This window comes from Caulobacter mirabilis, from assembly GCF_002749615.1.
Classification (GTDB): Bacteria; Pseudomonadota; Alphaproteobacteria; order Caulobacterales; family Caulobacteraceae; genus Caulobacter; species Caulobacter mirabilis.
The window spans coordinates 4,003,431-4,022,838 of sequence record NZ_CP024201.1 but is presented as its reverse complement, the minus strand read 5'-3'; the positions used below and the strand labels follow the sequence as shown (position 1 = coordinate 4,022,838).

The 19,408-nt window shown below is 69.5% G+C and carries 22 protein-coding genes; 9 read left to right on the top strand and 13 right to left on the bottom strand.

Annotated elements, in window-relative coordinates; genetic code table 11:
- Positions 1 to 114: 114 nt before the first annotated feature.
- Complete coding sequence (locus tag CSW64_RS19035) at positions 115 to 1,803, top strand: acyl-CoA dehydrogenase family protein (RefSeq protein WP_099623579.1); 1,689 nt, start codon at positions 115 to 117, stop codon at positions 1,801 to 1,803.
- On the opposite strand, the gene CSW64_RS19030 is transcribed toward CSW64_RS19035, so the two are convergent.
- The gene (locus CSW64_RS19030; RefSeq protein ID WP_099623578.1) at positions 1,769 to 2,383 is read right to left on the bottom strand and encodes a DUF2306 domain-containing protein; all 615 of its coding nucleotides are present in this window, start codon (positions 2,381 to 2,383) and stop codon (positions 1,769 to 1,771) included. The genes CSW64_RS19035 and CSW64_RS19030 overlap by 35 nt on opposite strands.
- Before the next feature lie 143 nt (positions 2,384 to 2,526).
- Here CSW64_RS19030 and CSW64_RS19025 point away from each other — a divergent pair, with 143 nt between their 5' ends.
- Positions 2,527 to 3,318, top strand: a complete 792-nt coding sequence (locus CSW64_RS19025) for a LytTR family DNA-binding domain-containing protein (RefSeq protein ID WP_172448628.1) — start codon at positions 2,527 to 2,529, stop codon at positions 3,316 to 3,318.
- Between the two features lie 184 nt (positions 3,319 to 3,502).
- Here the strand turns inward: CSW64_RS19025 and CSW64_RS19020 are convergent, their stop codons facing one another.
- On the bottom strand, positions 3,503 to 4,105 hold the full coding sequence (locus CSW64_RS19020) for a TetR/AcrR family transcriptional regulator (protein ID WP_099623576.1): 603 nt from the start codon (positions 4,103 to 4,105) through the stop codon (positions 3,503 to 3,505).
- A gap of 52 nt (positions 4,106 to 4,157) precedes the next feature.
- Positions 4,158 to 4,805: a TetR/AcrR family transcriptional regulator gene (locus CSW64_RS19015; protein ID WP_099623575.1), complete on the bottom strand. Its 648-nt coding sequence runs from the start codon at positions 4,803 to 4,805 to the stop codon at positions 4,158 to 4,160.
- A gap of 414 nt (positions 4,806 to 5,219) precedes the next feature.
- Here CSW64_RS19015 and CSW64_RS19010 point away from each other — a divergent pair, with 414 nt between their 5' ends.
- Together CSW64_RS19010 and CSW64_RS19005 are read left to right on the top strand one after the other, a co-directional pair.
- Positions 5,220 to 5,417, top strand: a complete 198-nt coding sequence (locus CSW64_RS19010; RefSeq protein ID WP_099623574.1) for a twin transmembrane helix small protein — start codon at positions 5,220 to 5,222, stop codon at positions 5,415 to 5,417.
- Positions 5,418 to 5,427: 10 nt separating this feature from the next.
- Positions 5,428 to 6,006: a cob(I)yrinic acid a,c-diamide adenosyltransferase gene (locus tag CSW64_RS19005; RefSeq protein WP_099623573.1), complete on the top strand. Its 579-nt coding sequence runs from the start codon at positions 5,428 to 5,430 to the stop codon at positions 6,004 to 6,006.
- 3 nt (positions 6,007 to 6,009) lie between these two features.
- Here the strand turns inward: CSW64_RS19005 and CSW64_RS19000 are convergent, their stop codons facing one another.
- Positions 6,010 to 6,372, bottom strand: coding sequence for a hypothetical protein (locus CSW64_RS19000; protein ID WP_099623572.1), 363 nt, complete (start codon positions 6,370 to 6,372; stop codon positions 6,010 to 6,012).
- Between the two features lie 177 nt (positions 6,373 to 6,549).
- On the opposite strand from CSW64_RS19000, the gene CSW64_RS18995 reads away from it, so the two are divergent.
- Together CSW64_RS18995 and CSW64_RS18990 are read left to right on the top strand one after the other, a co-directional pair.
- The gene (locus tag CSW64_RS18995; protein WP_099623571.1) at positions 6,550 to 7,299 is read left to right on the top strand and encodes an electron transfer flavoprotein subunit beta/FixA family protein; all 750 of its coding nucleotides are present in this window, start codon (positions 6,550 to 6,552) and stop codon (positions 7,297 to 7,299) included.
- Complete coding sequence (locus CSW64_RS18990; protein WP_099623570.1) at positions 7,299 to 8,228, top strand: electron transfer flavoprotein subunit alpha/FixB family protein; 930 nt, start codon at positions 7,299 to 7,301, stop codon at positions 8,226 to 8,228. Before CSW64_RS18995 ends, CSW64_RS18990 begins: the two co-directional genes overlap by 1 nt.
- Before the next feature lie 106 nt (positions 8,229 to 8,334).
- Here CSW64_RS18990 and CSW64_RS18985 read toward each other — a convergent pair whose 3' ends face one another.
- Positions 8,335 to 8,709 (bottom strand): TonB C-terminal domain-containing protein, encoded by a 375-nt coding sequence (locus CSW64_RS18985; protein ID WP_172448627.1) that lies wholly within the window; start codon positions 8,707 to 8,709, stop codon positions 8,335 to 8,337.
- Positions 8,710 to 8,833: 124 nt separating this feature from the next.
- On the opposite strand from CSW64_RS18985, the gene CSW64_RS18980 reads away from it, so the two are divergent.
- Complete coding sequence (locus CSW64_RS18980) at positions 8,834 to 9,847, top strand: LysR substrate-binding domain-containing protein (RefSeq protein WP_245863768.1); 1,014 nt, start codon at positions 8,834 to 8,836, stop codon at positions 9,845 to 9,847.
- Here the strand turns inward: CSW64_RS18980 and CSW64_RS18975 are convergent.
- The 4 genes from CSW64_RS18975 to CSW64_RS18960 form a co-directional block, all read right to left on the bottom strand.
- Positions 9,749 to 11,212 carry a TIGR01777 family oxidoreductase gene (locus tag CSW64_RS18975; protein WP_099623568.1) on the bottom strand — a complete coding sequence of 488 codons (1,464 nt, stop codon included), beginning with the start codon at positions 11,210 to 11,212 and terminating at the stop codon, positions 9,749 to 9,751. The two genes, CSW64_RS18980 and CSW64_RS18975, sit on opposite strands and share 99 nt — an antisense overlap.
- Before the next feature lie 5 nt (positions 11,213 to 11,217).
- Entirely contained in the window at positions 11,218 to 11,880 is a 663-nt protein-coding gene (locus tag CSW64_RS18970) for a DUF4166 domain-containing protein (RefSeq protein WP_099623567.1), read from the bottom strand.
- Between the two features lie 13 nt (positions 11,881 to 11,893).
- The gene (locus tag CSW64_RS18965) at positions 11,894 to 12,418 is read right to left on the bottom strand and encodes a GbsR/MarR family transcriptional regulator (RefSeq protein WP_099623566.1); all 525 of its coding nucleotides are present in this window, start codon (positions 12,416 to 12,418) and stop codon (positions 11,894 to 11,896) included.
- 85 nt (positions 12,419 to 12,503) lie between these two features.
- Positions 12,504 to 14,732 (bottom strand): MHYT domain-containing protein, encoded by a 2,229-nt coding sequence (locus tag CSW64_RS18960; protein ID WP_099623565.1) that lies wholly within the window; start codon positions 14,730 to 14,732, stop codon positions 12,504 to 12,506.
- A 208-nt stretch (positions 14,733 to 14,940) separates the two neighbouring features.
- Here CSW64_RS18960 and CSW64_RS18955 point away from each other — a divergent pair, with 208 nt between their 5' ends.
- Positions 14,941 to 15,819: a 3-hydroxybutyryl-CoA dehydrogenase gene (locus CSW64_RS18955; RefSeq protein WP_099623564.1), complete on the top strand. Its 879-nt coding sequence runs from the start codon at positions 14,941 to 14,943 to the stop codon at positions 15,817 to 15,819.
- Positions 15,820 to 15,829: 10 nt separating this feature from the next.
- On the opposite strand, the gene CSW64_RS18950 is transcribed toward CSW64_RS18955, so the two are convergent.
- The 4 genes from CSW64_RS18950 to CSW64_RS18935 form a co-directional block, all read right to left on the bottom strand.
- Positions 15,830 to 16,210 (bottom strand): type II toxin-antitoxin system VapC family toxin, encoded by a 381-nt coding sequence (locus CSW64_RS18950; protein WP_099623563.1) that lies wholly within the window; start codon positions 16,208 to 16,210, stop codon positions 15,830 to 15,832.
- 112 nt (positions 16,211 to 16,322) lie between these two features.
- Positions 16,323 to 16,583 carry a type II toxin-antitoxin system Phd/YefM family antitoxin gene (locus CSW64_RS18945; RefSeq protein WP_099623562.1) on the bottom strand — a complete coding sequence of 87 codons (261 nt, stop codon included), beginning with the start codon at positions 16,581 to 16,583 and terminating at the stop codon, positions 16,323 to 16,325.
- A gap of 45 nt (positions 16,584 to 16,628) precedes the next feature.
- Complete coding sequence (feoB, locus tag CSW64_RS18940; protein WP_099623561.1) at positions 16,629 to 18,503, bottom strand: ferrous iron transporter B; 1,875 nt, start codon at positions 18,501 to 18,503, stop codon at positions 16,629 to 16,631.
- Positions 18,500 to 18,805 carry a FeoA family protein gene (locus tag CSW64_RS18935; protein ID WP_245863767.1) on the bottom strand — a complete coding sequence of 102 codons (306 nt, stop codon included), beginning with the start codon at positions 18,803 to 18,805 and terminating at the stop codon, positions 18,500 to 18,502. Before CSW64_RS18935 ends, feoB begins: the two co-directional genes overlap by 4 nt.
- A gap of 112 nt (positions 18,806 to 18,917) precedes the next feature.
- On the opposite strand from CSW64_RS18935, the gene CSW64_RS18930 reads away from it, so the two are divergent.
- The gene (locus CSW64_RS18930) at positions 18,918 to 19,385 is read left to right on the top strand and encodes a nucleoside deaminase (protein WP_099623559.1); all 468 of its coding nucleotides are present in this window, start codon (positions 18,918 to 18,920) and stop codon (positions 19,383 to 19,385) included.
- Positions 19,386 to 19,408: the final 23 nt, after the last annotated feature.

The window sequence follows — 19,408 nt, the reverse complement described above, 5'->3', positions numbered from 1 at the left end:
CGTCACCATAGGCGGCGGGGCGCGTGAGGCAAATTCCTCCCCGGCGTCGCCTGATTGTGTGCATCTGCGAAGCGAATATAGTGCGACGCAACAATAATCCGGGGAGTCCTGCCCATGAGCGCCGCCGCCCAGTCCGCCGCCGAAGACCTGGTCCTGCCGGGACTGGTCCCGCTGCTGCGCGAGGCCGCCGACGCCGCCGGGGTCTTCGTGGCCGAGGCCAAGGGGGCGGTGAAGGCGAAGATCTCCGCCGGCGGCAAGATCGACCGCAAGCGGGCCGACGCCGAACAACACGCCGTGCACGGCTACGGCTGGTACGCCTCCTACGCCGAGCTGCTGAACCAGGTCGCCGGCTGGGCCGAGCGCCTGACCGCCGACGGCGCGTTCGGCGAGACCGAGGCCCTGCTCGCCCAGCTGCTGTTCGCCGAGTACGCCGCTCAGCTGGTCGGCGGCATTCCGATGAATCAGGGCGAGATCATCCGTCCGGCCGACCTGACCGCCGATCGCGAGGTGATGAACCGCCTGTTCGCGCCGGCTCTGATCACGCTGATGACCACCGGCGGCGGCCAGGCGGTGAAGACCCGGATCGCTCAGCTGATCGCCGACGCGCGCGGAAAGTCCACGGTCGAGGCCACCGGCCTGGACGACGTCTTCGAGATGATCCGCGACCAGTTCCACGCCTTCGCCGAGGAGAAGGTCGTCCCGCACGCTCATGAGTGGCACCTGAAGGACGAACTGATCCCGCTGGAGCTGCTGCAGGAGCTCGGCCAGCTGGGCGTGTTCGGCCTGACCCTGCCGGAGGACTACGGCGGCGCGGGCCTGGGCAAGACGGCCATGTGCGTGGTGTCCGAGGAGCTGAGCCGCGCCTGGATCGGCGTCGGCTCGCTGGGCACCCGGTCGGAGATCGCCGGCGAGCTGATCCTGGCCAACGGCACGCCGGAACAGAAGGACTATTGGCTGCCCAAGATCGCCGCGGCCGAGATCCTGCCGACGGCGGTGTTCACCGAGCCCAACACGGGCTCGGACCTGGGCAGCCTGCGCACCCGGGCGGTGCGCGACGGCGACCGGTACGTGGTGACCGGCGCCAAGACTTGGATCACCCACGCGGCCCGCGCCGACGTCATGACGCTGCTGGTCCGGACCGATCCCGACACCGCCGACTACCGCGGCCTGTCGATGCTGCTGGCGCCCAAGCTGCGCGGCGACGACGCCCAGCCGTTCCCGACCCCCGGCATGAGCGGCGGCGAGATCGGGGTGATCGGCTACCGCGGCATGAAGGAGTACGAGATCGGCTTCGACGGCTTCACCGTCCCGGCGGAGAACCTGCTCGGCGGCGTCGAGGGGCAAGGCTTCAAGCAGCTGATGGCCACCTTCGAGAGCGCCCGCATCCAGACCGCCGCCCGCGCCATCGGCGTGGCTCAGCGAGGACTGGAGCTGGGGCTGAACTACGCCCTCGACCGCAAGCAGTTCGGCGGCCCGATCTTCGGCTTCCCTCGGGTGGCCAACAAGCTGGCGATGATGGCGGCCGAGATCATGGGCGTGCGCCAGCTGACCTACTACGCCGCCCGCCAGAAGGATGAGGGCAAGCGCTGCGACCTGGAGGCCGGGATGGCCAAGCTGGTCGCCGCGCGGGTCGCCTGGGCGGCCGCCGACAACGCCCTGCAGATCCACGGCGGCAACGGCTTCGCCATGGAGTACGAGGTCAGCCGCGTGCTGGCCGACGCCCGCATCCTCAACATCTTCGAGGGCGCGGGCGAGATCCAGGCTCAGGTCATCGCCCGGCGGCTGCTCGAAGACGGGAACTGAGCCACAGCTCGGCGACGAGCAGGTTCGGAACCCAGGCCAGGAAGGCGATGGCGCGATAGGCGTCGACGCTGGCCACGGGCAGAAGGGCGCCCAGCGGCAGGTACAGGCGCAAGGTGACCGCCGCGAAGGTCAGGGCGAAGCTGCGGACCATCCAGCGGCCGTGCTCGGCGTAGCGCCCGGCCAGCGCCGCGCGCAGGCCCTGCGCGTTGACCCAGAACCAGATGATCGCCAGCAGGCCGAACCCGGCCGTGGCGATCGGGCCCGCCGTGGCGCCAAGCGCCAGAATCAGCCCCGCGGGCGCCGAGCCGAGGCAGGCGGCCATATAGAGCGCGCCCGTCAGGCGGTGCCAGCGTGCGCGCCGGCCGTCGCGCCGTCTGATGAACTGGAACGGCCCCAGGATCAGCGCCGCCGCGCCGAGGCCGGCGTGTATCGGCAGAGCCAGGTGGGCGAAGCGGTTGGCGACCACGTCCGGCGCGGCGAGCGGGATCTCGGGCAGCAGGTAGCGGAAGGAGAACAGCCCCACGGCGACGGCCAGAAGGGCGGCCAGGGCCTGGGCGGAACGGGAGAGAACGATGGGCATGAAGGAACTCGTCGGGAGGAGATGAGGCCTTCCGCTCCCAGCCCGAGCCGGCCTCGGCAACGGCCTCTTCGCGGTTGGCGCCGCCGGCTTCGCGAATGGGGACGGGGCTTGGCGTCGGCGCGAAGTCGGCTACTCATCGCCCCATGACGCAGCGCGCGAAGCACCCGGCGATCGCCGCCCTCACCCGACCGCTTGTCGGCCATCTGGGGTTGGCGGAGCTTTCGGTGCTGGCGCTCATCGGCCTGTTCCTGGCGCTGATCGGCGCCTTCGACAGCGACCAGATCGATCTGGATCGCCGGCTGGCCTACTGGATCTTCGTGCTGGTGGCGGGCGGGGCCTGCGGCGGCGCCATCGAGCCCTGGCTGGAGCGCTGGCCGCTGCTGGCGAACCGGCCCTGGCTACGGGCGCCGGTCCTGGTCCTGGCCATGGCCGCGCCGTCCACGGTGATCGTGATGTTTACGGCGGTGGCGCTGTATTCCGGACACGCCTCGTTCAAGAGCCTGGTCCGGCTCTATCCGCAGGTCACCATCATCTGCATCCCGCTGGTGGCGATGGCCTGGACCGCCCGGCGAGCGCTGCGGCCGGCGACGCCCGCTCCGACGCCGCCCGAGGCCGCTCCGCCGCCCCTGCTGCGCGAGAAGCTGCCGCCCCGGCTGGCGCGGGCCCGCCTGCTGGCGGTCCAGGCCGAGGACCACTACCTGCGCGTCCATACCGATGCGGGCGACGCGCTGCTGCTGATGCGGTTCGCCGACGCCTTGCAGGCGCTGGAAGCCATGGACGGCCTGCAGACGCACAGATCCTGGTGGGTGGCGCGATCGGCGGTGGAGGAGGCTCTGTGGCGACGAGGGCGCGGCGACCTGGTCCTGGTCGGCGGCCTGACCGCGCCGGTCAGCCGCGGCTATGCCGCCGCTGTCCGCGCGATCGATTGGGCCTAGGGGCGAATCTACACCGGTCATCCCGGCGAAGGCCGGGACCCAGCTTTCAGGCTCTGCGGTGGGAGATCTTCCGTCAAAGCACAGCCCTATGATCTGGATCCCGGCCTTCGCCGGGACGACCGGCTGGAAAAGGGCTAAGGCTTTGAAATTCCGGGCCCCCAACCTAGGCCGGATCCTAGGCCCGTTAGCGCGGCTTCAGCCCGTCGAAGATCAGGCTGATCTGTCGATCCATGATCGAGGTCATATGGCCGGCGTCGGAGTTCTGGGCGGCCGCCAGGCGATAGTTCCAGGCGTAGACGGCCATCAGGGTGTCGAGCACCAGGGTCAGGTCGGCCTCGGCGCGCACCTCGCCCTTGTTCACGCCGTCGGCCAGCATGTGCAGGATCATGTCCTTGAAGCGCGGGTTGCGGCCGTAGGGGACGGTGTTCTTGTCCAGCGAAGGGCTGAACGACGCCGAGATGTGGGCCAGGAACAGGCGCACCCTGCGGCATTCGAAGTCGTAGTGGATGGCGAAAAGCGAGCGCAGGCGGTCGGCCAGCGATCCGCGCATATGTTTGGCGACGTGCTCGAGCTCGCGGTAGAGCGCCTCGACGCGGTCGTCCATGACCTGGCTGAGCACCTCGGCCTTGGAGGCGAAGGTGGTGAAGACGCTGCCGACCGACACGCCGGCGCGTTCGGCCATGGCGCGGATCGTCGTTTCCTCGTAGCCGATCTCGTTGAAGAGATCGCGCGCCGCTTCCAGCACTTTGCGGCGCGTCTCAAGCTTCTGTGTCTCGCGAACGCCCAACTTGTGTCCCCCCGGACCGCCGCGCCCCGGTGACCGGGGCGCGGCTTTTGCCTCAGGCCTTGAGCGCGGCCAGGATCACGTCGATCCGCTGCGCCAGGCGTTCGGTTTGATTTTCGACGGACAGACCGTCGAAGGCCGCGGGACGGTAGCCGGCGAGATACAGATCCCACAGCATGTCCGCGACCAGGCGAAGATCGACCCGAGCGGCGAGTTCACCGTGTTCGACGCCGCGTTCCAGGGCCTGGATGACCAGCGCGCGGATCGGTCGCAGCGACTCGCGACGCAGGCGCTCGGCCTCCGGGGTGCGGGTCCAGGAGGCGGCCAGCGCGGCCTGGATCAGCGGCAGTTGGTCGGCGTGGGCGCGATAGGCGGCGCCGAACATCCCGACCAGCGCCTCGCGCGTGGTCTTGCCGTTCACCAGCGCGTCCTGCATCGGATCCTGCAGGGCGGCGAAGTCGTCGTTCAGGATGGCGTCGAACAGTTCGGTCTTGTCGGTGAAGCTGGCGAACACGGCGCCGGTCGACATGCCGGCGGCGCGGGCGATGTCACGGATCGTGGCGCCTTCGTAGCCGCGCTCGATGAAGAGGTCCCGCGCGGACTGCAGCACCTTCTCGCGGGTCTGCTGCTTGGCCAGGGCGCGGCGGGTCATCTTTTGCGGCCGGACGGCCGGGGCGTTCATACGCATCGGAATATGGTTCATCGATCCCGCCTCCTAAACGGGGCCGCGCCGCTAGGCGCGTAGTCTCGAATTTCAACGCTGCACTGGTGCGACCGACCGTGGGGGGACGGCGGCGCCCCGCTGAGCGAGATCTCCACCGCCGCCGGCGCCACGCCCTCCAGCGGTCCTAGCGGTGGTGTCGATCGCGTTCATTGAACGTGCTCAACGAATGTCGTGATGCGCATGTACGGCGAACGCGGATACGAATCAAGGCTCAGTGCGAAAGAAAATTGACGGAAACCGCCGCAAGGCGCGCGGATATTCGCGTGAGAGGCGTCCCAAGAGGCGATATCGCTCGTCAGTGAACGCGCTCGGCGAACATGTCATCCATGCACGCCCTGGACGTTCTTCAAGCCCAGTGGCGGAAGGGGCGGCGGAGCGGTAGGTTCGCCGCCCATGGACATCTTCGACTATCTGATCCCGATCGCGCTCGGGGCCGTGCTGATCACCCTGATCGCCGGCCTGTACTCTCTCTACAAGGGCGGCGACTTCGGCCGCTCCTATTCCAACCGGCTGATGCGCCTGCGCGTCGTGCTCCAGTTCGTCGCCGTCGTCGTCCTGGTGGCGGCCTTCTGGTGGCGCACGCGCGGCTGACGGGCGAACCATGGTCACCCTGAACAAGATCTACACCCGCACGGGCGACAAGGGGCTGACCCGGCTCTCGACCGGCGAGCCGACGCCGAAGAACAGCCTGCGCGTCGAGGCCTACGGCACGGTCGACGAGACCAACAGCTGCCTGGGGCTGGCGCGGCTGCACACGGCCGGCGACGCTGTGCTCGACGGCATCCTGGCGCGCGCCCAGAACGACCTGTTCGATCTGGGCGCCGACCTGGCCACGCCGGATCGCGGCAAGAAACTCGAGTGGGAGCCGTTGCGCGTCCTGCAGTCGCAGGTCGACCGGCTGGAGCGCGAGATCGACCAGCTCAACGCCGACCTGTCGCCCCTGACCTCGTTCGTGCTGCCGGGCGGGACGCCGGCGGCGGCGGCGCTGCATCTGGGGCGCACGGTCTGCCGCCGCGCCGAGCGGCTGTGCGTCGCCCTGGCGGCCGAGCCGGACGAGCCGGTCAGCCCCGAGGCGCTGAAGTTCCTGAACCGGCTCTCGGACCTGCTGTTCGTCGCCGCGCGCTGGGCGAACGGCCAAGGGGCCGGCGACGTGCTGTGGGTCCCGGGCGGAAACCGCTGACGGCTACTTCGCGGCCGGCGCCTTGCCGGCGGGCGCGGGCGCCGGGGCCGGCTGAGCCGGAGCGGCGGGGGCCTCGGTCTTCTCCGGGCCGTTGGGCGAGGGATAGCCTTCGGCTTCGCGCTCGACCTGGCGGGCGGCCTGCTTCTCCGACCATTCCTTGCGGCTCATGCCCGCGGGACGACGCGTGATGTCGGGGATGTAGAGCGGCTGAGCGCAGATTCGCCGGCCGGCGTCCCACCACATCTTCTGCGCCTCGCAGTTCTTCGCGGGCAGCACATAGAGCAGCTGGTAGGCCCACAGCGCCGCGCAGGCGACGGCGAAGATGATCAGGAATACGATCTTGAGGCGGTCGATGGTGCGGTTCATGGCGCGCCGTTTACCGGAAAGCCCAGCGCCCGCCTAGCGGTGCGCCCCAGGAGGCGCTGGGGAAGGGCAAATTCGTCGCGTGAATTGACCCGTAGGGAAACTTGCATTGCGCGCGAGAGTCGTTATCAGCCTGTGCGCGCAAGACTTTTCGCAATGCAACACGGGCGGAATGAAGCCATGAAGGTGCTGGTCCCGGTCAAACGGGTTATCGACTACAACGTGAAGGCGCGGGTGAAGCCCGACCAGTCGGGCGTGGACCTGGCGAACGTGAAAATGTCCATGAATCCCTTCTGCGAGATCGCGGTCGAAGAAGCCGTGCGTCTCAAGGAAAAGGGCGTGGCGACCGAGGTCGTCATCGTTTCCATCGGGCCGGCCCAGGCTCAGGAAACCATCCGCACGGCGCTGGCCATGGGCGGCGACCGCGGCATCCTGATCCAGTCCGACTCGGACGTTGAGCCCCTGGCCGTCGCCAAGCTGCTCAAGGCCGTGGCCGACGAAGAGAAGCCGAATCTCATCCTGATGGGCAAGCAGGCCATCGACGGCGACAACAACGCCGTCGGCCAGATGCTGTCGCAGCTGCTCGGCTGGCCGCAGGCGACCTTCGCCTCGAAGCTGGACGTGGCCGCCGACAAGGCGACTGTGACCCGCGAAGTCGACGGCGGCCTGCAGACCATCGAAGTGGCCCTGCCGGCGGTCGTCACCGCCGACCTGCGCCTGAACGAGCCGCGCTATGCTTCTCTGCCGAACATCATGAAGGCGAAGAAGAAGGAAATCGCGACCAAGACCGCCGGCGACTACGGCGTCGACGTCGCGCCGCGCCTGAAGGTCCTGAAGGTCACCGAGCCGCCGAAGCGTTCCGCCGGCGTGAAGGTCGAAAACGCCGCCGAACTGGTGGCCAAGCTCAAGTCCGAAGCGGGGGTGCTGTAATGGCCGTTCTCGTCGTCGCCGATAACGACAACGCGCACCTGCGCGACACCACCAACAAGACCGTCACCGCCGCCAAGGCGCTGTCGGGCGATGTCGACGTGCTGGTCCTGGGCCAGGGCGCCGACGCCGTGGCCGCCGCCGCCGCCAAGATCGACGGCGTGCGCAAGGTCATCCTGGCCGAGGGCGCGGACGTGGGCCACGGCATCGCCGAAGCCGTCGCCGACACCATCATCGGCCTGGCCGGCGGCTATGACGCCGTCCTGATCCCGGCCACCGCCTCGGGCAAGAACTTCGCCCCCCGGGTCGCCGCCAAGCTGGACGCCTCGCCGATCTCGGACGTGGTCGAAGTGGTGTCGGCCGACACCTTCGTGCGCCCGATCTACGCCGGCAACGCGCTGGAGACCGTCCAGACCGCCGACGCCAAGAAGGTCCTGACCGTCCGCCCGACCGCCTTCAAGCCGGCCGGCGACGGCGGCTCGGCCGCCGCCGAGAAGATCGCCGGGGCTTCGGCCTCGGGCGTGAAGTTCGTCGGCGAGGAAATGGTCAAGTCGGACCGTCCGGAACTGACCGCCGCGAAGATCGTCGTCTCGGGCGGCCGCGCCATGGGCTCGGCCGAAGAGTTCTCGAAGGTCATCGAGCCGCTGGCCGACAAGCTCGGCGCGGCGGTGGGCGCGTCTCGCGCGGCCGTCGACGCCGGCTACGCCCCGAACGACTACCAGGTCGGCCAGACCGGCAAGGTCGTCGCGCCGGAGCTGTACATCGCCGTCGGCATCTCGGGCGCCATCCAGCACCTGGCCGGCATGAAGGACTCGAAGGTCATCGTCGCGATCAACAAGGACGCCGACGCCCCGATCTTCCAGGTCGCCGACTACGGCCTGGTGGCGGACTACAAGACCGCCGTCCCCGAACTGATGGCCGCGCTGGGCTAAGCCCGGCCGACCAGCCCAAACGAGAAGGCCCGGAGCGCGCGCTCCGGGCCTTTTTCGTTGCAGAGATGTCCGGGAGCGGGCGTCCAGTCCCGCTCCCGGACCACGCTCAGCGGGCGCCGGCGGATGAGGCTCCGCCCGCCGAGGCCGCTCCGAGGGTGAAGGTGACGCCGCGGCCGCGCAGCTCGACCGGCGGCGCGCCGAGCTTGACCGTCTTCACCGCCTCGCGGACGGCGGCGTCGTAGTCGGTGGAGCCGCTGGAGCGGACGATGCGCGGGGCGTAGCCCTTCTGGTCCTCGGCCGCCTTGATGGTGATCGCGACGGCCTTGCCGTCGTCGGCCAGGCCGGCGGCGTCGAGGCTGGCTTCGAGGGCGGCGCGGGATTCGGCGATCCAGCGCTCGGACGGCGTCGCGGCCTGGGCGTTGGCGAACAGGGCGGCGGACAGCAGCGTCCCGGCCGCCAGCGAGAGAAGCTGGGTCTTCATGGTTCTGACTTTCGGAGTTCGGAGGGAGGAAAGCAGCGCTGCGGGTTGGAACATCGTCCGACGAACACCAAATAGCGAACGATAGTTTTTGGCTCGGGTTGTAAGGGGAACTAACATTCGCTCCGTGACGCGCCTGCCGCCGTTCATCGCCATGCGCGCTCTAGAGGCGGCGGCGCGCCATCGCAGCTACAGCCGCGCCGCGGCGGAGCTGAACGTCACCCACGGCGCCGTCAGCCAGCAGATCCGGCGGTTGGAGGAAGAGCTCGGCGCCCGCCTCTTCACCCGCGACGGCAACGCCATGGAGCCGACCGAGGCGGCGCTGAAGCTGGCGGCGCAGGTGGCGCAGGCGATCGACCTGATGCGGTCCGGCGTCGAGACGCTGGTCCGCGGCGCGGCGACGGAGTCGCCCCTGGTGCTGTCGACCGTGCACGCCTTCGCCGGCCGCTGGCTGACCCACCGCATGAGCCGCATGCCCGCCGAAGTCGGTCAGTTGGAGCTCAACGTCGATCAGAAGCTGTCCAACTTCGTCACCGACGGCGTCGACGCCGCGATCCGCCACGGCAAGGGGCCCTGGCCGGGGGTCGAAAGCGTCCATCTGTTCACCGAGAGCTTCTTCGTGGTGGGCAGTCCCGAGTTCCTCGATCGGCATCCGGTGCGGTCGATGGAGGATATCGCCAAGGTCCCCCTGCTGCACCACACCGGCTATCCCTGGAACCTCTGGTTCGAGGGGCACGGCCTGCGCACGCCGAGGCTGCCGCGAGGGGCCCGGTTCGACGACTCGGCGGTGCTCACCGACGCCTGCCTTCAGGGCCTGGGCCTGGCGCTGGTGCGGGAGTGGCTGGTCGAGCAGGACATCCGCGCCGGCCGGCTGCTCAAGCCGCTGCCGGGGTCGATCAAGGCCGAGGCGGAGTACTGCTTCGTCTGGCGGGCCGACTCCGCCAAGCTGCCGCGGATCATGGCGCTGCGCGACTGGCTGCTCGAGGAAGCGCGGGTCGCGATGACCCGCTGCCCCGACGAGGGGCTGGTCGCGGACGGCGTTTCAGGCGGCGGCGCTGCGGCCGGCGTGCGGCGCCAGGGGCAGGCCGCCGGCCCGGCTGGGCTCGGCCGGCTCCAGGGCGTCCGCCAGCAGCGGCCGTGACCAGCGGAAGCCCAGGGCGCGGAGGCGGTTCGGCTCGACCCGCTGGCCGGCCAGGAACAGGTCAGACATCTCGCCCAGCATGAGCCGCAGCGGCCAGGCGGGGACGCGCGCCCAGCAGGGGCGGCGGAACCGCCAGGCGAGCGCGCGGGTAAGCTCCGCCTGGGTGACCTGCTCCGGCGCGACGGCGTTGACGGGGCCGACGTAGCGGGCGTCGACGAGCGCGGTCTCCATCAGCCGCAGGGCGTCGTCGAGGTGGATCCAGGGCGCGAACTGGCCGCCGGTTCCCAGCACCGCCGCCGCGCCGAAACGGGCGGGGAGCGCCAGGGACGGCAGCGGTCCGCCGCTCCAGTCGAAGACCATGCCCAGGCGCAGGCGGCAGATCCGCACGCCGTCCGCGCGTGTCTGCTCCGCCTCCCACAGCCGGACGAGGTCGGCCATGAAGCCCATTCCCGCAGGAGCCGCCTCGTCCAGAGGTTCTTCGCCCCGGTCGCCGTAGAAGCCCACGGCGGAGGCGCCCACGATGACGGCGGGGGCGCGGTCCAGCCTGGCGGCCAGGGCGTTGACGGCGCGGGTCGTCTCGACGCGGCTGGCCAGCAAGGCGCGGCGGCGGGCCTGCGTCCAGGGACCCGCCACGACGGGCGCTCCGGCCAGGTTGACGATCGCCTCGATCCGCATGTCCGACGGGACCTCGGCGAGGCTGCGAACGACCATCGCGTCGGGCCAGCGCAGGCGGGCGGCGATATCGTCGCGGGCCAGGACGACGACCCGGTCGCCTCGCGCCAGCAGCCGCGCCGTCAGCGGGGCGCCGATGAAGCCCGTCGCGCCGGTGACCAGGACGGTCCGGCCGCTCGCCGTCGCGGGCCGGATCCCGCCCTCCGCGGGGCGTACGCCGGCGGCCAGGTCTCGGACCGTCCAGGCCAGCACGCCCAGCCCCAGGGCCGTGCAGATCCAGGACAGCGCCCCGTGGCTTTCGAACGCGAGGCCGGCGGGGCGGGCGGCCCAATCCAGCAGGACCGGCGCCAGCAGCGCCAGCAAGGCGCCGTAGCCGATGGCCATGACGGTGTGCAGCACCCGTTCGCTCGGCGGCAGGCGGCGCGTGCGGTCCTCGAGCAGGAAGTCCTGCAGGGTGATGACGATCTCGATGGCCAGCAGCATCGCCAGGACGCCGGCCAGCCAGCCCTCCCAGCGCAGCCAGGGCAGGGTCAGGAAGATCACTGCGTAGATCGCCTCCCGCAGCCCGTGCAGCACCAGTTCCTGACGCGCCGTGGGGCTGGACGGCAGGCGCGCCGTCGCCTCGTGGTGCCACAACGTGTCGATCGCCCCGAGCAGCCCCTGGCAGGCCAGCAGGATCAGCACCGCGGTCATGGTCGTCAGGCCTCCGGATCGTGGAAGACGCCGTCCTGGTGGAGCGTGCGGCCCAGCCAGGGGTGGTTGAAGGCGAGGGTGAAGCGGAATGCGCCGCCGCCGAGGTCTTCATGCACGACATGCGCCCGCCCGGGCGTGGCGAGGTCGGGGATGCGCAGCCGCAAGCCCATCGCCTCGATGAAGTAGAAGCGGCTGTGGAAATGCAGGGCGCCGTCCGCTTCGATGACGTCCAGCGCCATGCCGAGCCCGCCGCGGACGACCTCCAGCAGGTCGCCCCGGGCGTCCATCAGCTTGGTCGAACTGACCAGGATCGGCCGACGACCGGCGAAGTGGTAGGTGCGGGCCCAGGTCAGGCCGCCGCGGCGATCCTGGTGGACGTCGACGTCCACCGGCACGTCATCGCCCGTCCAAGGCGCCAGCGGGGTGCCGATCAGGCGACAGATCTGGGCGAACAGGCGGCCCGCCAGCGTGGCCTCCACCCGCATCCGCCCGCGATAGACGATCTCCTGCGCCGCCGCGTGGGCGCCGAACCGGCGCCGGACCGCGGCCGGCAGGCGCGCCCAGGCGTCCGCTCCCAGCATGCGCTTGAAGTCCGGGGCGCCGACGGCGGGCGGCCGGACCCTGGCGGCCTTGCCGACCCCGCCGAAACCGTCCGCCGCCCAGGTCATCGTCCGTCTCCCTCTACTTGCCCAACAGCCCGACGATGCGCGCGCCGAGCCCGACCAGCTTGACCAGAACCGGCCGCGGCACCTGGCGCATCTGCTCGTACCAGCGGTCCAGGCGGCCCATGAAACCGGCCATCTCCTTCAGCCGCGCCTTCACCTCGGGGGGCGTCGCGCCGTCGGCCTCCGCCTCGGCCACGCAGGCCCGCAGCATCTCCAGCGTCGGATCGATCTCGCGCTTCTTCCGTCCTTCGACGATCAGGGTCAGCATGTCCCAGGGATCGTCCTTGGCGTCGAAATGGTCCCGACGGTCGCCGGGCAGATGGACCAGCTTCACCAGACTCCAGCCGAGCAGCTCCTTGAGGCTGTTCGACACGTTCGAGCGGGCGATGGTCAGGGTCTCGGCGATCTCCTCGGCGTTCATCGGCCGGCCGGCGAGATAGAGCAGCGCATGGATCTGGGCGACCGAGCGGTTGACGCCCCACCGGGTTCCCATCTCGCCCCAGTGGAGGACGTAACGCTGCATGACGGGCGTGAGATGCATGGGGCATTCCGTAATTTCTGTATAGACAGAAATATCTGAAATCGCCGGCGCGTCAAAGGACTTTCTGGGCTGCTGGGGAGCTGGGCTAGGCGACGACCTTGGGCATCAGGTCGGCGAGACGATCGAGCAGTTTGCCCGGCTCGAACGGTTTCTGCAGCACGATGTCCTCGTCGATGTCCGAGGGCAGGACCGCATGATCCAGATAGCCGGTCATCATCAGGACCGGCAGGTTCGGATGGAGCGCGCGCGCGCGCCGGATGACCTCGGCGCCGTTCAGGCCGGGCATGGCGTAATCCACGAGCAGGACGTCGGGCCGCACGCCGGCATGAAGACGCTCCAGCGCCTCGGCGCCGTCGTCCGAAGCGATCACCTGATGGCCGGCTTCCGTCAGCAGTTCGCTGACCAGGCGGCGGACGTCGTCGTCGTCGTCGACGACCATCACGGCGCCGCTGCGGGCGGTCGCGGCTGCGGTCGATCGCTGGCTGGAGGCGACCTCGATCGGGGCTTGGGCGCGGGGCAGGTACAGGGTCACGGAGGCGCCCTCGCCCGGCGCGCTGCGGATCGTCGCACCGCCGCCCAGCTGGCGGACCAGCCCGACGACCTGGCTGAGGCCGAGGCCCGACCCCCGGCCGGCCGGCTTGGTGGTGAAGAACGGGTCGACCGCCTTCGCGAGGACCTCTGGCGTCATGCCGTCGCCGGTGTCGGTCACGCTGACCGAGACGTAGTGGCCGGGCTTGGGCTCCAGGGCTCCGCCGCCGTCCACCCGCGCTTGGGCCGTGGAGAAGGTGAGCGCGCCGCCGCCCGGCATGGCGTCGCGGGCGTTGATCGCCAGGTTCAGAAGGGCCAGTTCGAGCTGCATGGGGTCGGCCATGGCCGGGGGCAGGTCGCTCGCCAGGTCGAACTCGACGCGGATCGTGCCGCCGAGTGTGCTGGCCAGAAGATCGCCCATCCGCGTGATCAGGCCGTTCAGGTCGACGGCCCGGCTCTCCAGCTTCTGGCGCCGCGAGAAGGCGAGAAGCTGCGCCGTCAGCCGCGCGCCGCGCTGCGCGGCTTCGCCGGCGTTGCCGATCAGGCGCAGGGCCCGTTCGTCGTCGACGCGGCGGGCGGCCAGCTCCAGGCTGCCGATGACCGCGGTGAGCAGGTTGTTGAAGTCGTGCGCCACCCCGCCGGTGAGCCGGCCGAGGCTGTCGAGTTTCTGGGCCTGGCTGAGCGCCTCCTCGGCCTCGATCTGGGCCGTCACATCCTGGACGGTCAGGACGGCCAGGGCGATGTAGCCTTCTGCGTCCCGCACTGGGGTGGCGCTGATTTCCAGGGTGGCGGTCTGGCCGTCGGCGAGTTGGTGCTGTCGCCGCTCGCGGCTGACGGTCTGGCCCAGCAACGCCCATTCCATGGGCGTATCGACCGGTCGCCCGTCGCCATCGAGCTGCTCCAGGCGTTCGCCCTGGGCGCCCAGCAGGGCCTCGGCCTGGGCGTTGCCGAAGATGATGCGGCCCGACGGCGCCTCGGCGACGAGGACGCCGATCGGCATCTGCTCGAGCACCGCCCGCAGCTGCGCTCGGCTGCTGCGGAGCGTCTCGGCCTCACGAGCCGTGACGGCTTCGTGGCGGCGATCGAACACGGCGGCCACCAGGGTCAGCCCGAGCAGCAGCAGCGTACCCGTCGCGACCGCGAGAGCGAGCGCGATCGGGGGCAGCGCGGGCGCGTGGAGGTCGAGCGAGGGCGTATGTTCATGCGGCGCCATCCGCATCGCCGCCATGCCGGTGTAGTGCATCGCCACGATGCCGCCGCCGAGGGCGAGGGCCGCGATCCCGGCGCTGAACCGCGTATGGTCGCGGCTGGCGGCGAAGAGAGCCCCGATCGAGGCCGCCGCCGCTACGAGATAGGAGAGGGCGACGATGGCGGGATCGTAGCTGAACGGCATGCTGGAGCGCAGCGCCGCCATGCCGGTGTAGTGCATGGCGCAGATGCCCAGACCCATGGCCAGGCCGGTCAGGACGATCCGTGCGCGACCGGGGACGCCGCTGGATCCGACGAAGAAGGCCAGGGCCGTCGTCGCCATCGCAATGAACAGCGACAGAAGGGTCAGGCCGACGTCGTAGCGGACGGAGACCGGCGGCTGGAAGCCGAGCATGGCCACGAAGTGCATCGACCAGATGCTGAGGCCCATCGCGGCGGCGGCCGCCGCCAGCCAGCCGAGGCGCGCGACATCGACATTCGCCCGCACGCGGCGGAACAGATCCAGCGCCGTCCAGGATCCGAAGACCGCGACGACCATCGCCACGACGACGAAGACGGCTTGATGTTCGCTATGCATCCCGGCCCGCAACTCTAGACCTGCTCATCTGTACTGTGACGAGTTACGATTTAGTGTCTATACATTACAACCATTGAGGGTGTGGCTTTGCGCTGCATCGCAGCAAAGGCCTTGGCGACGTCGCGGACTCTCGTGTTAGAAAGCCCGCCACATTTCTCCTGGGCGCGGCCTTCCCGGGCAACCGCGTCAACGTCAAAGGCGAGTCTTCATGACGGATATCAAGACGGTCGGCGTCATCGGCGCCGGTCAGATGGGGTCGGGCATCGCGCATGTTTGCGCTCTGGCCGGCTACGACGTCTACCTGAACGATCTCGACCTGGCGAAGATCGAGGCCGGGGTCTCGACGATCGAACACAACCTGGCCCGCCAGGTCAGCCGGGGCCTCATTGACGACGCGGCGATGAAGACGGCGCTGGGCCGCATCAAGCCTGCCGAGAGCCTGGCGCTCATCGGTCAGACGGATCTGGCGATCGAGGCCGCGACCGAGAACGAAGAGATCAAGAAGGCGATCTTCCGCGCGCTGCAGCCGCATCTAAAGGCCGAGACGCTGCTGGCGTCGAACACCTCCTCGATCTCGATCACCCGCCTGGCCTCGACCACCGACCGGCCGGAACGGTTCATCGGCCTGCACTTCATGAACCCCGTTCCGCTGATGAAGCTGGTCGAGGTGATCCGCGGCATCGCCACCGACGGCGCGACCTACGAACGGGCGGTGACCTTCGCCCGGTCGCTGGGCAAGACCACGACCAACGCCGAGGACTTCCCGGCCTTCATCGTCAACCGCGTGCTGGTGCCGATGATCAACGAGGCGATCTACACGCTGTACGAAGGCGTCGGCACGGTCGACTCGATCGACACCGCCATGAAGCTGGGCGCCAACCATCCGATGGGGCCGCTCGAGCTGGGCGACTTCATCGGTCTCGACACCGTGCTGTCGATCATGAACGTGCTCTACGAGGGCCTGGCCGACAGCAAGTACCGGCCCTGCCCCCTGCTGGTGAAGTATGTCGAGGCCGGCTGGCTGGGCAAGAAGGCCGGCCGCGGCTTCTACGACTACCGCGGCGAGGTTCCGGTCCCGACCCGCTAGGAGCGTCGGACTACCAGAAGGTCGAAACGCCAAGGCTCGGAAGGGTGCGGTCGGCGCTGACGAGCGTCGCGCCATGCCGTTGCGCCTGAGCAACCAAGAGGCGGTCGAAAGGGTCGCGATGATGCCGAGGCAGCAGCCCGGCGTCGCGAGCGTCCTCCCAGGAAATGTCCAGCCAGGTGAACTGCTGACGGTCGACCACGATCGCCAGATCGCTCGGAAGGCGTTGCAGCTCCGGGTCGCGAGGGCGCTTATACTCGATCTCGTAGGCGGACGCCGCGCTGACCAGAACCTGGTTCGCCGGATCGCGCAACGCATCGAGAACACGCATCGGCAGGGCGCGTGAGGCGATCGCGGACCGTACGAGCACGTGGGTGTCCAGCAGCAGTTTCATTTCGTCCAGCCCGTGGCGTTGCGGCTGAAGGCGTAGGGCAAGCCGATAGCCGCGTCTCCGGAGTACGCGGCACTGTTAGGAGCAGTCCGGCGCTAGCCGGGTGGGCGACGGGCTATTCCTTCGGTCCGATTGGCTTGTCCATCAGGTCCTCGAGTTCCGGGTCGGGCTCGAGAAACACGCTGTCCGGAATGTCCAGGCCGAGATCATCCCAGATGCCAAGGGTGCGTGGTTGCGTCGCCGAAGACTTGGACTTGGTTGTTCGCACGGTTGCGACAGGTTCGCCGTCACGCAGGAGGATCACTTCCTCACCCGCCTGAACCTGATCGACGACATCCGACAGCGTCGCCTTGGCAATGTTGACTTGGATGGTCACGCGTCAAGCCTACCACGGCGCGTGACCATCACAAATTCTGAGGCGTCAGCCCCAGCCCAGCGACACCGCCGTCCGGTAGGCGAGGAAGGCGAACAGATAGGCCAGGGCGAACATGTAGACGAACATCACGGTCGGCCAGAGCCAGCCGTTGGTCTCGCGCTTCACCACGCCCAGGGTGGCCACGCACTGCGGCGCGAACACGTACCAGGCCAGGAACGACAGGCCTGAAGCCAGCGACCACTGGGTGGCGAGGATGTTGGCCAGGGTCGCCCCGCCCGCGCCCTCGACGTCGCCGACGGCGTAGACGGTGCCCAGGGCCGCGACCGCGACCTCACGGGCGGCCATGCCGGGGACCAGGGCGATCGACATCTGCCAGTTGAAGCCGATCGGGGCGAGCAGCGGCTGGATCGCGTGACCGATCATGCCCGCGAAGCTGTAGTCGATGGCCGGCTGGGTCGCGCCCTCGGGCGGGTAGGGGAAGGTCGACAGCACCCAGACCAGGATCATCAGCGGCAGGATGATGCGGCCGGCGCGGTTCATGAACATGCCGACGCGCTGCCACAGGTTCCGCAGGACGTTCATGGGATCGGGCAGCTTGTAGGTCGGCAGCTCCATCATGAAGGGCTCCGACGCCTTTCGCCAGAACACCTTGCGGATGACGAAGGCCACGATCAGGCCCGAGATGATGCCCGAGATGTACAGGCCGAACATCACCAGCCCCTGCAGGTTCATGAAGCCCAGCACGGTCTTCTGCGGGATCATGGCGCTGATGATCAGGGTGTAGACCGGGATCCGCGCCGAGCAGGTCATCAGCGGCGCGATGAGGATGGTGGTCAGGCGATCGTGCTTCTGGTCGATGACCCGGGCGGCCATGACGCCGGGAATGGCGCAGGCGTGGCTCGACAGCAGCGGGATGAAGGCCCGCCCGTGCAGGCCGGCGGCCCCCATCAGGCGGTCCATCAGGAAGGCCGCGCGGGACATGTAGCCGCTGTCTTCCAGCAGCAGGATGAAGAAGAAGACGATCAGGATCTGCGGCAGGAACACCAGCACGCTGCCGACGCCCGCGATCAGGCCGTCGACGATCAGGCTGTGCAGCAGCTCGTTGGTCACGAACTGGCCGACCAGGCCGCCCACCCAGGCGAAGAAGGCCTCGATGCCGTCCATCGCCGGCGTCGCCCAGGCGAACACGGCCTGGAACATCACGAACAGGATGGTCGACAGGATCAGCAGGCCGGCGACCGGGTGCAGCAGCACGCTGTCGATCCGGCCGGTCCAGGTGTCCGGACGCTCGGGCGGCTTCACGAAGGCGCGGTGGAGGCGCTGGGCCTCGGCGTGGGCGTGGCGGATCTCGGCGGCCGTGGGTTCGTGCCAGACGTTGTCGCCGGGCGTCATGGTCTGGGCCAGAGCCTCGGCCTGGGCGACAAGGTCCTCGATGCCGCGCTTGCGGGTGGCGACCGTGGTGACGATCGGGGCGCCGAGCTCGCGCGACAGGCCTTCCAGGTCGATGCGCAGGCCCTGGCGCTGGGCGATGTCGTACATGTTCAGCGCCAGCACGAAGGGCCGGCCGACCTGCTTCAGCTCCAGCGCCAGGCGCAGGACCAGCCGCAGGTTGGTGGCGTCGGCGACGCAGATCACCACGTCCGGCGGAACTTCGCCGGCGTATTTGCCGAGTACGACGTCGCGGGTGACGGCCTCGTCCGGGCTGCGCGCCCGCAGGCTGTAGGTGCCGGGCAGGTCGAGCACATGGATGGTGCGGCCCGAGGCGGCGGTCAGGACGCCGGCCTTCCGCTCGACCGTGACGCCGGCGTAGTTGGCGACCTTCTGGCGGCTGCCGGTCAGGGCGTTGAAGAGGGCGGTCTTGCCGGTGTTGGGGTTGCCGACCAGCGCCAGGCGGGCGGGGTTGAGGACGGCTTCGGTCATGCCCCCCCTCCGTTGCGGACGGCGAAGTCGACCTCGATCGACGCGGCCTCGTGGCGGCGCAGCGCCACGCGCATGTCGTCCAAGCGCACGGCCATCGGGTCGCGGCCGAACAGGCCCTGATGCAGCACCTCGATGGCGGCCCCCTCGACAAAGCCCAGTTCCAGCAACCGGCGTTCGAGTTCCTCCGCGGTGAGCGGATCGCCCGCGTGGGTATGGGGATGGACTCGCAGGATCACGCCACGGTCGCCGGGGACCGCTTCACTGAGCAGTCGGCCGGTCCGGTCTTCGTCGATGCAGCTCAAAACACTTCGCCTTCTACGCCCCGCCAAAAACTTGCGAGCGATTATCAGTTCATGGGCCGACTGTCGATGCGCAACCGGCGCTAGAATGCCTTGCCCATAGAGGAGTTTCGCCATGACCGACGCCGAGCGTCACCTGCGCCACGCCATCAAGCTGGCCCGCGAGAACCTCGCGCGGGGCGGGCGTCCGTTCGGGGCGGTGGTCGTCCTGGACGGCGCCGTCGTGGCCGAGGGCGTCAACGACATCCTCGCGACCAACGACCCGACCGCCCACGCCGAGCTGAACGCGCTGCGGGCGGCCGGCAAGGCCCTGGGGCGGCCGCGGCTCGACGGTGCGAGCGTCTACGCCAGCGGGCATCCCTGTCCGATGTGCCTGGCGGCGATGCGGATGGCCGGGGTGGACGAGATCGCCTACGCCTATTCCAACGAGGACGGCGCGGCCTACGGGCTGTCGACGGCGGCGGTCTACGCCGAGCTGGGACGCCCCCTGGCCGAGCAGGCGCGACCGATGATCTATGTACCCGTCAGGCCGGAGGGGGAGCTGGATCTATACGACGCATGGCGTGCGGCGAGCGCGGACTGAAACCTTGCGTTAAGATCATCGAC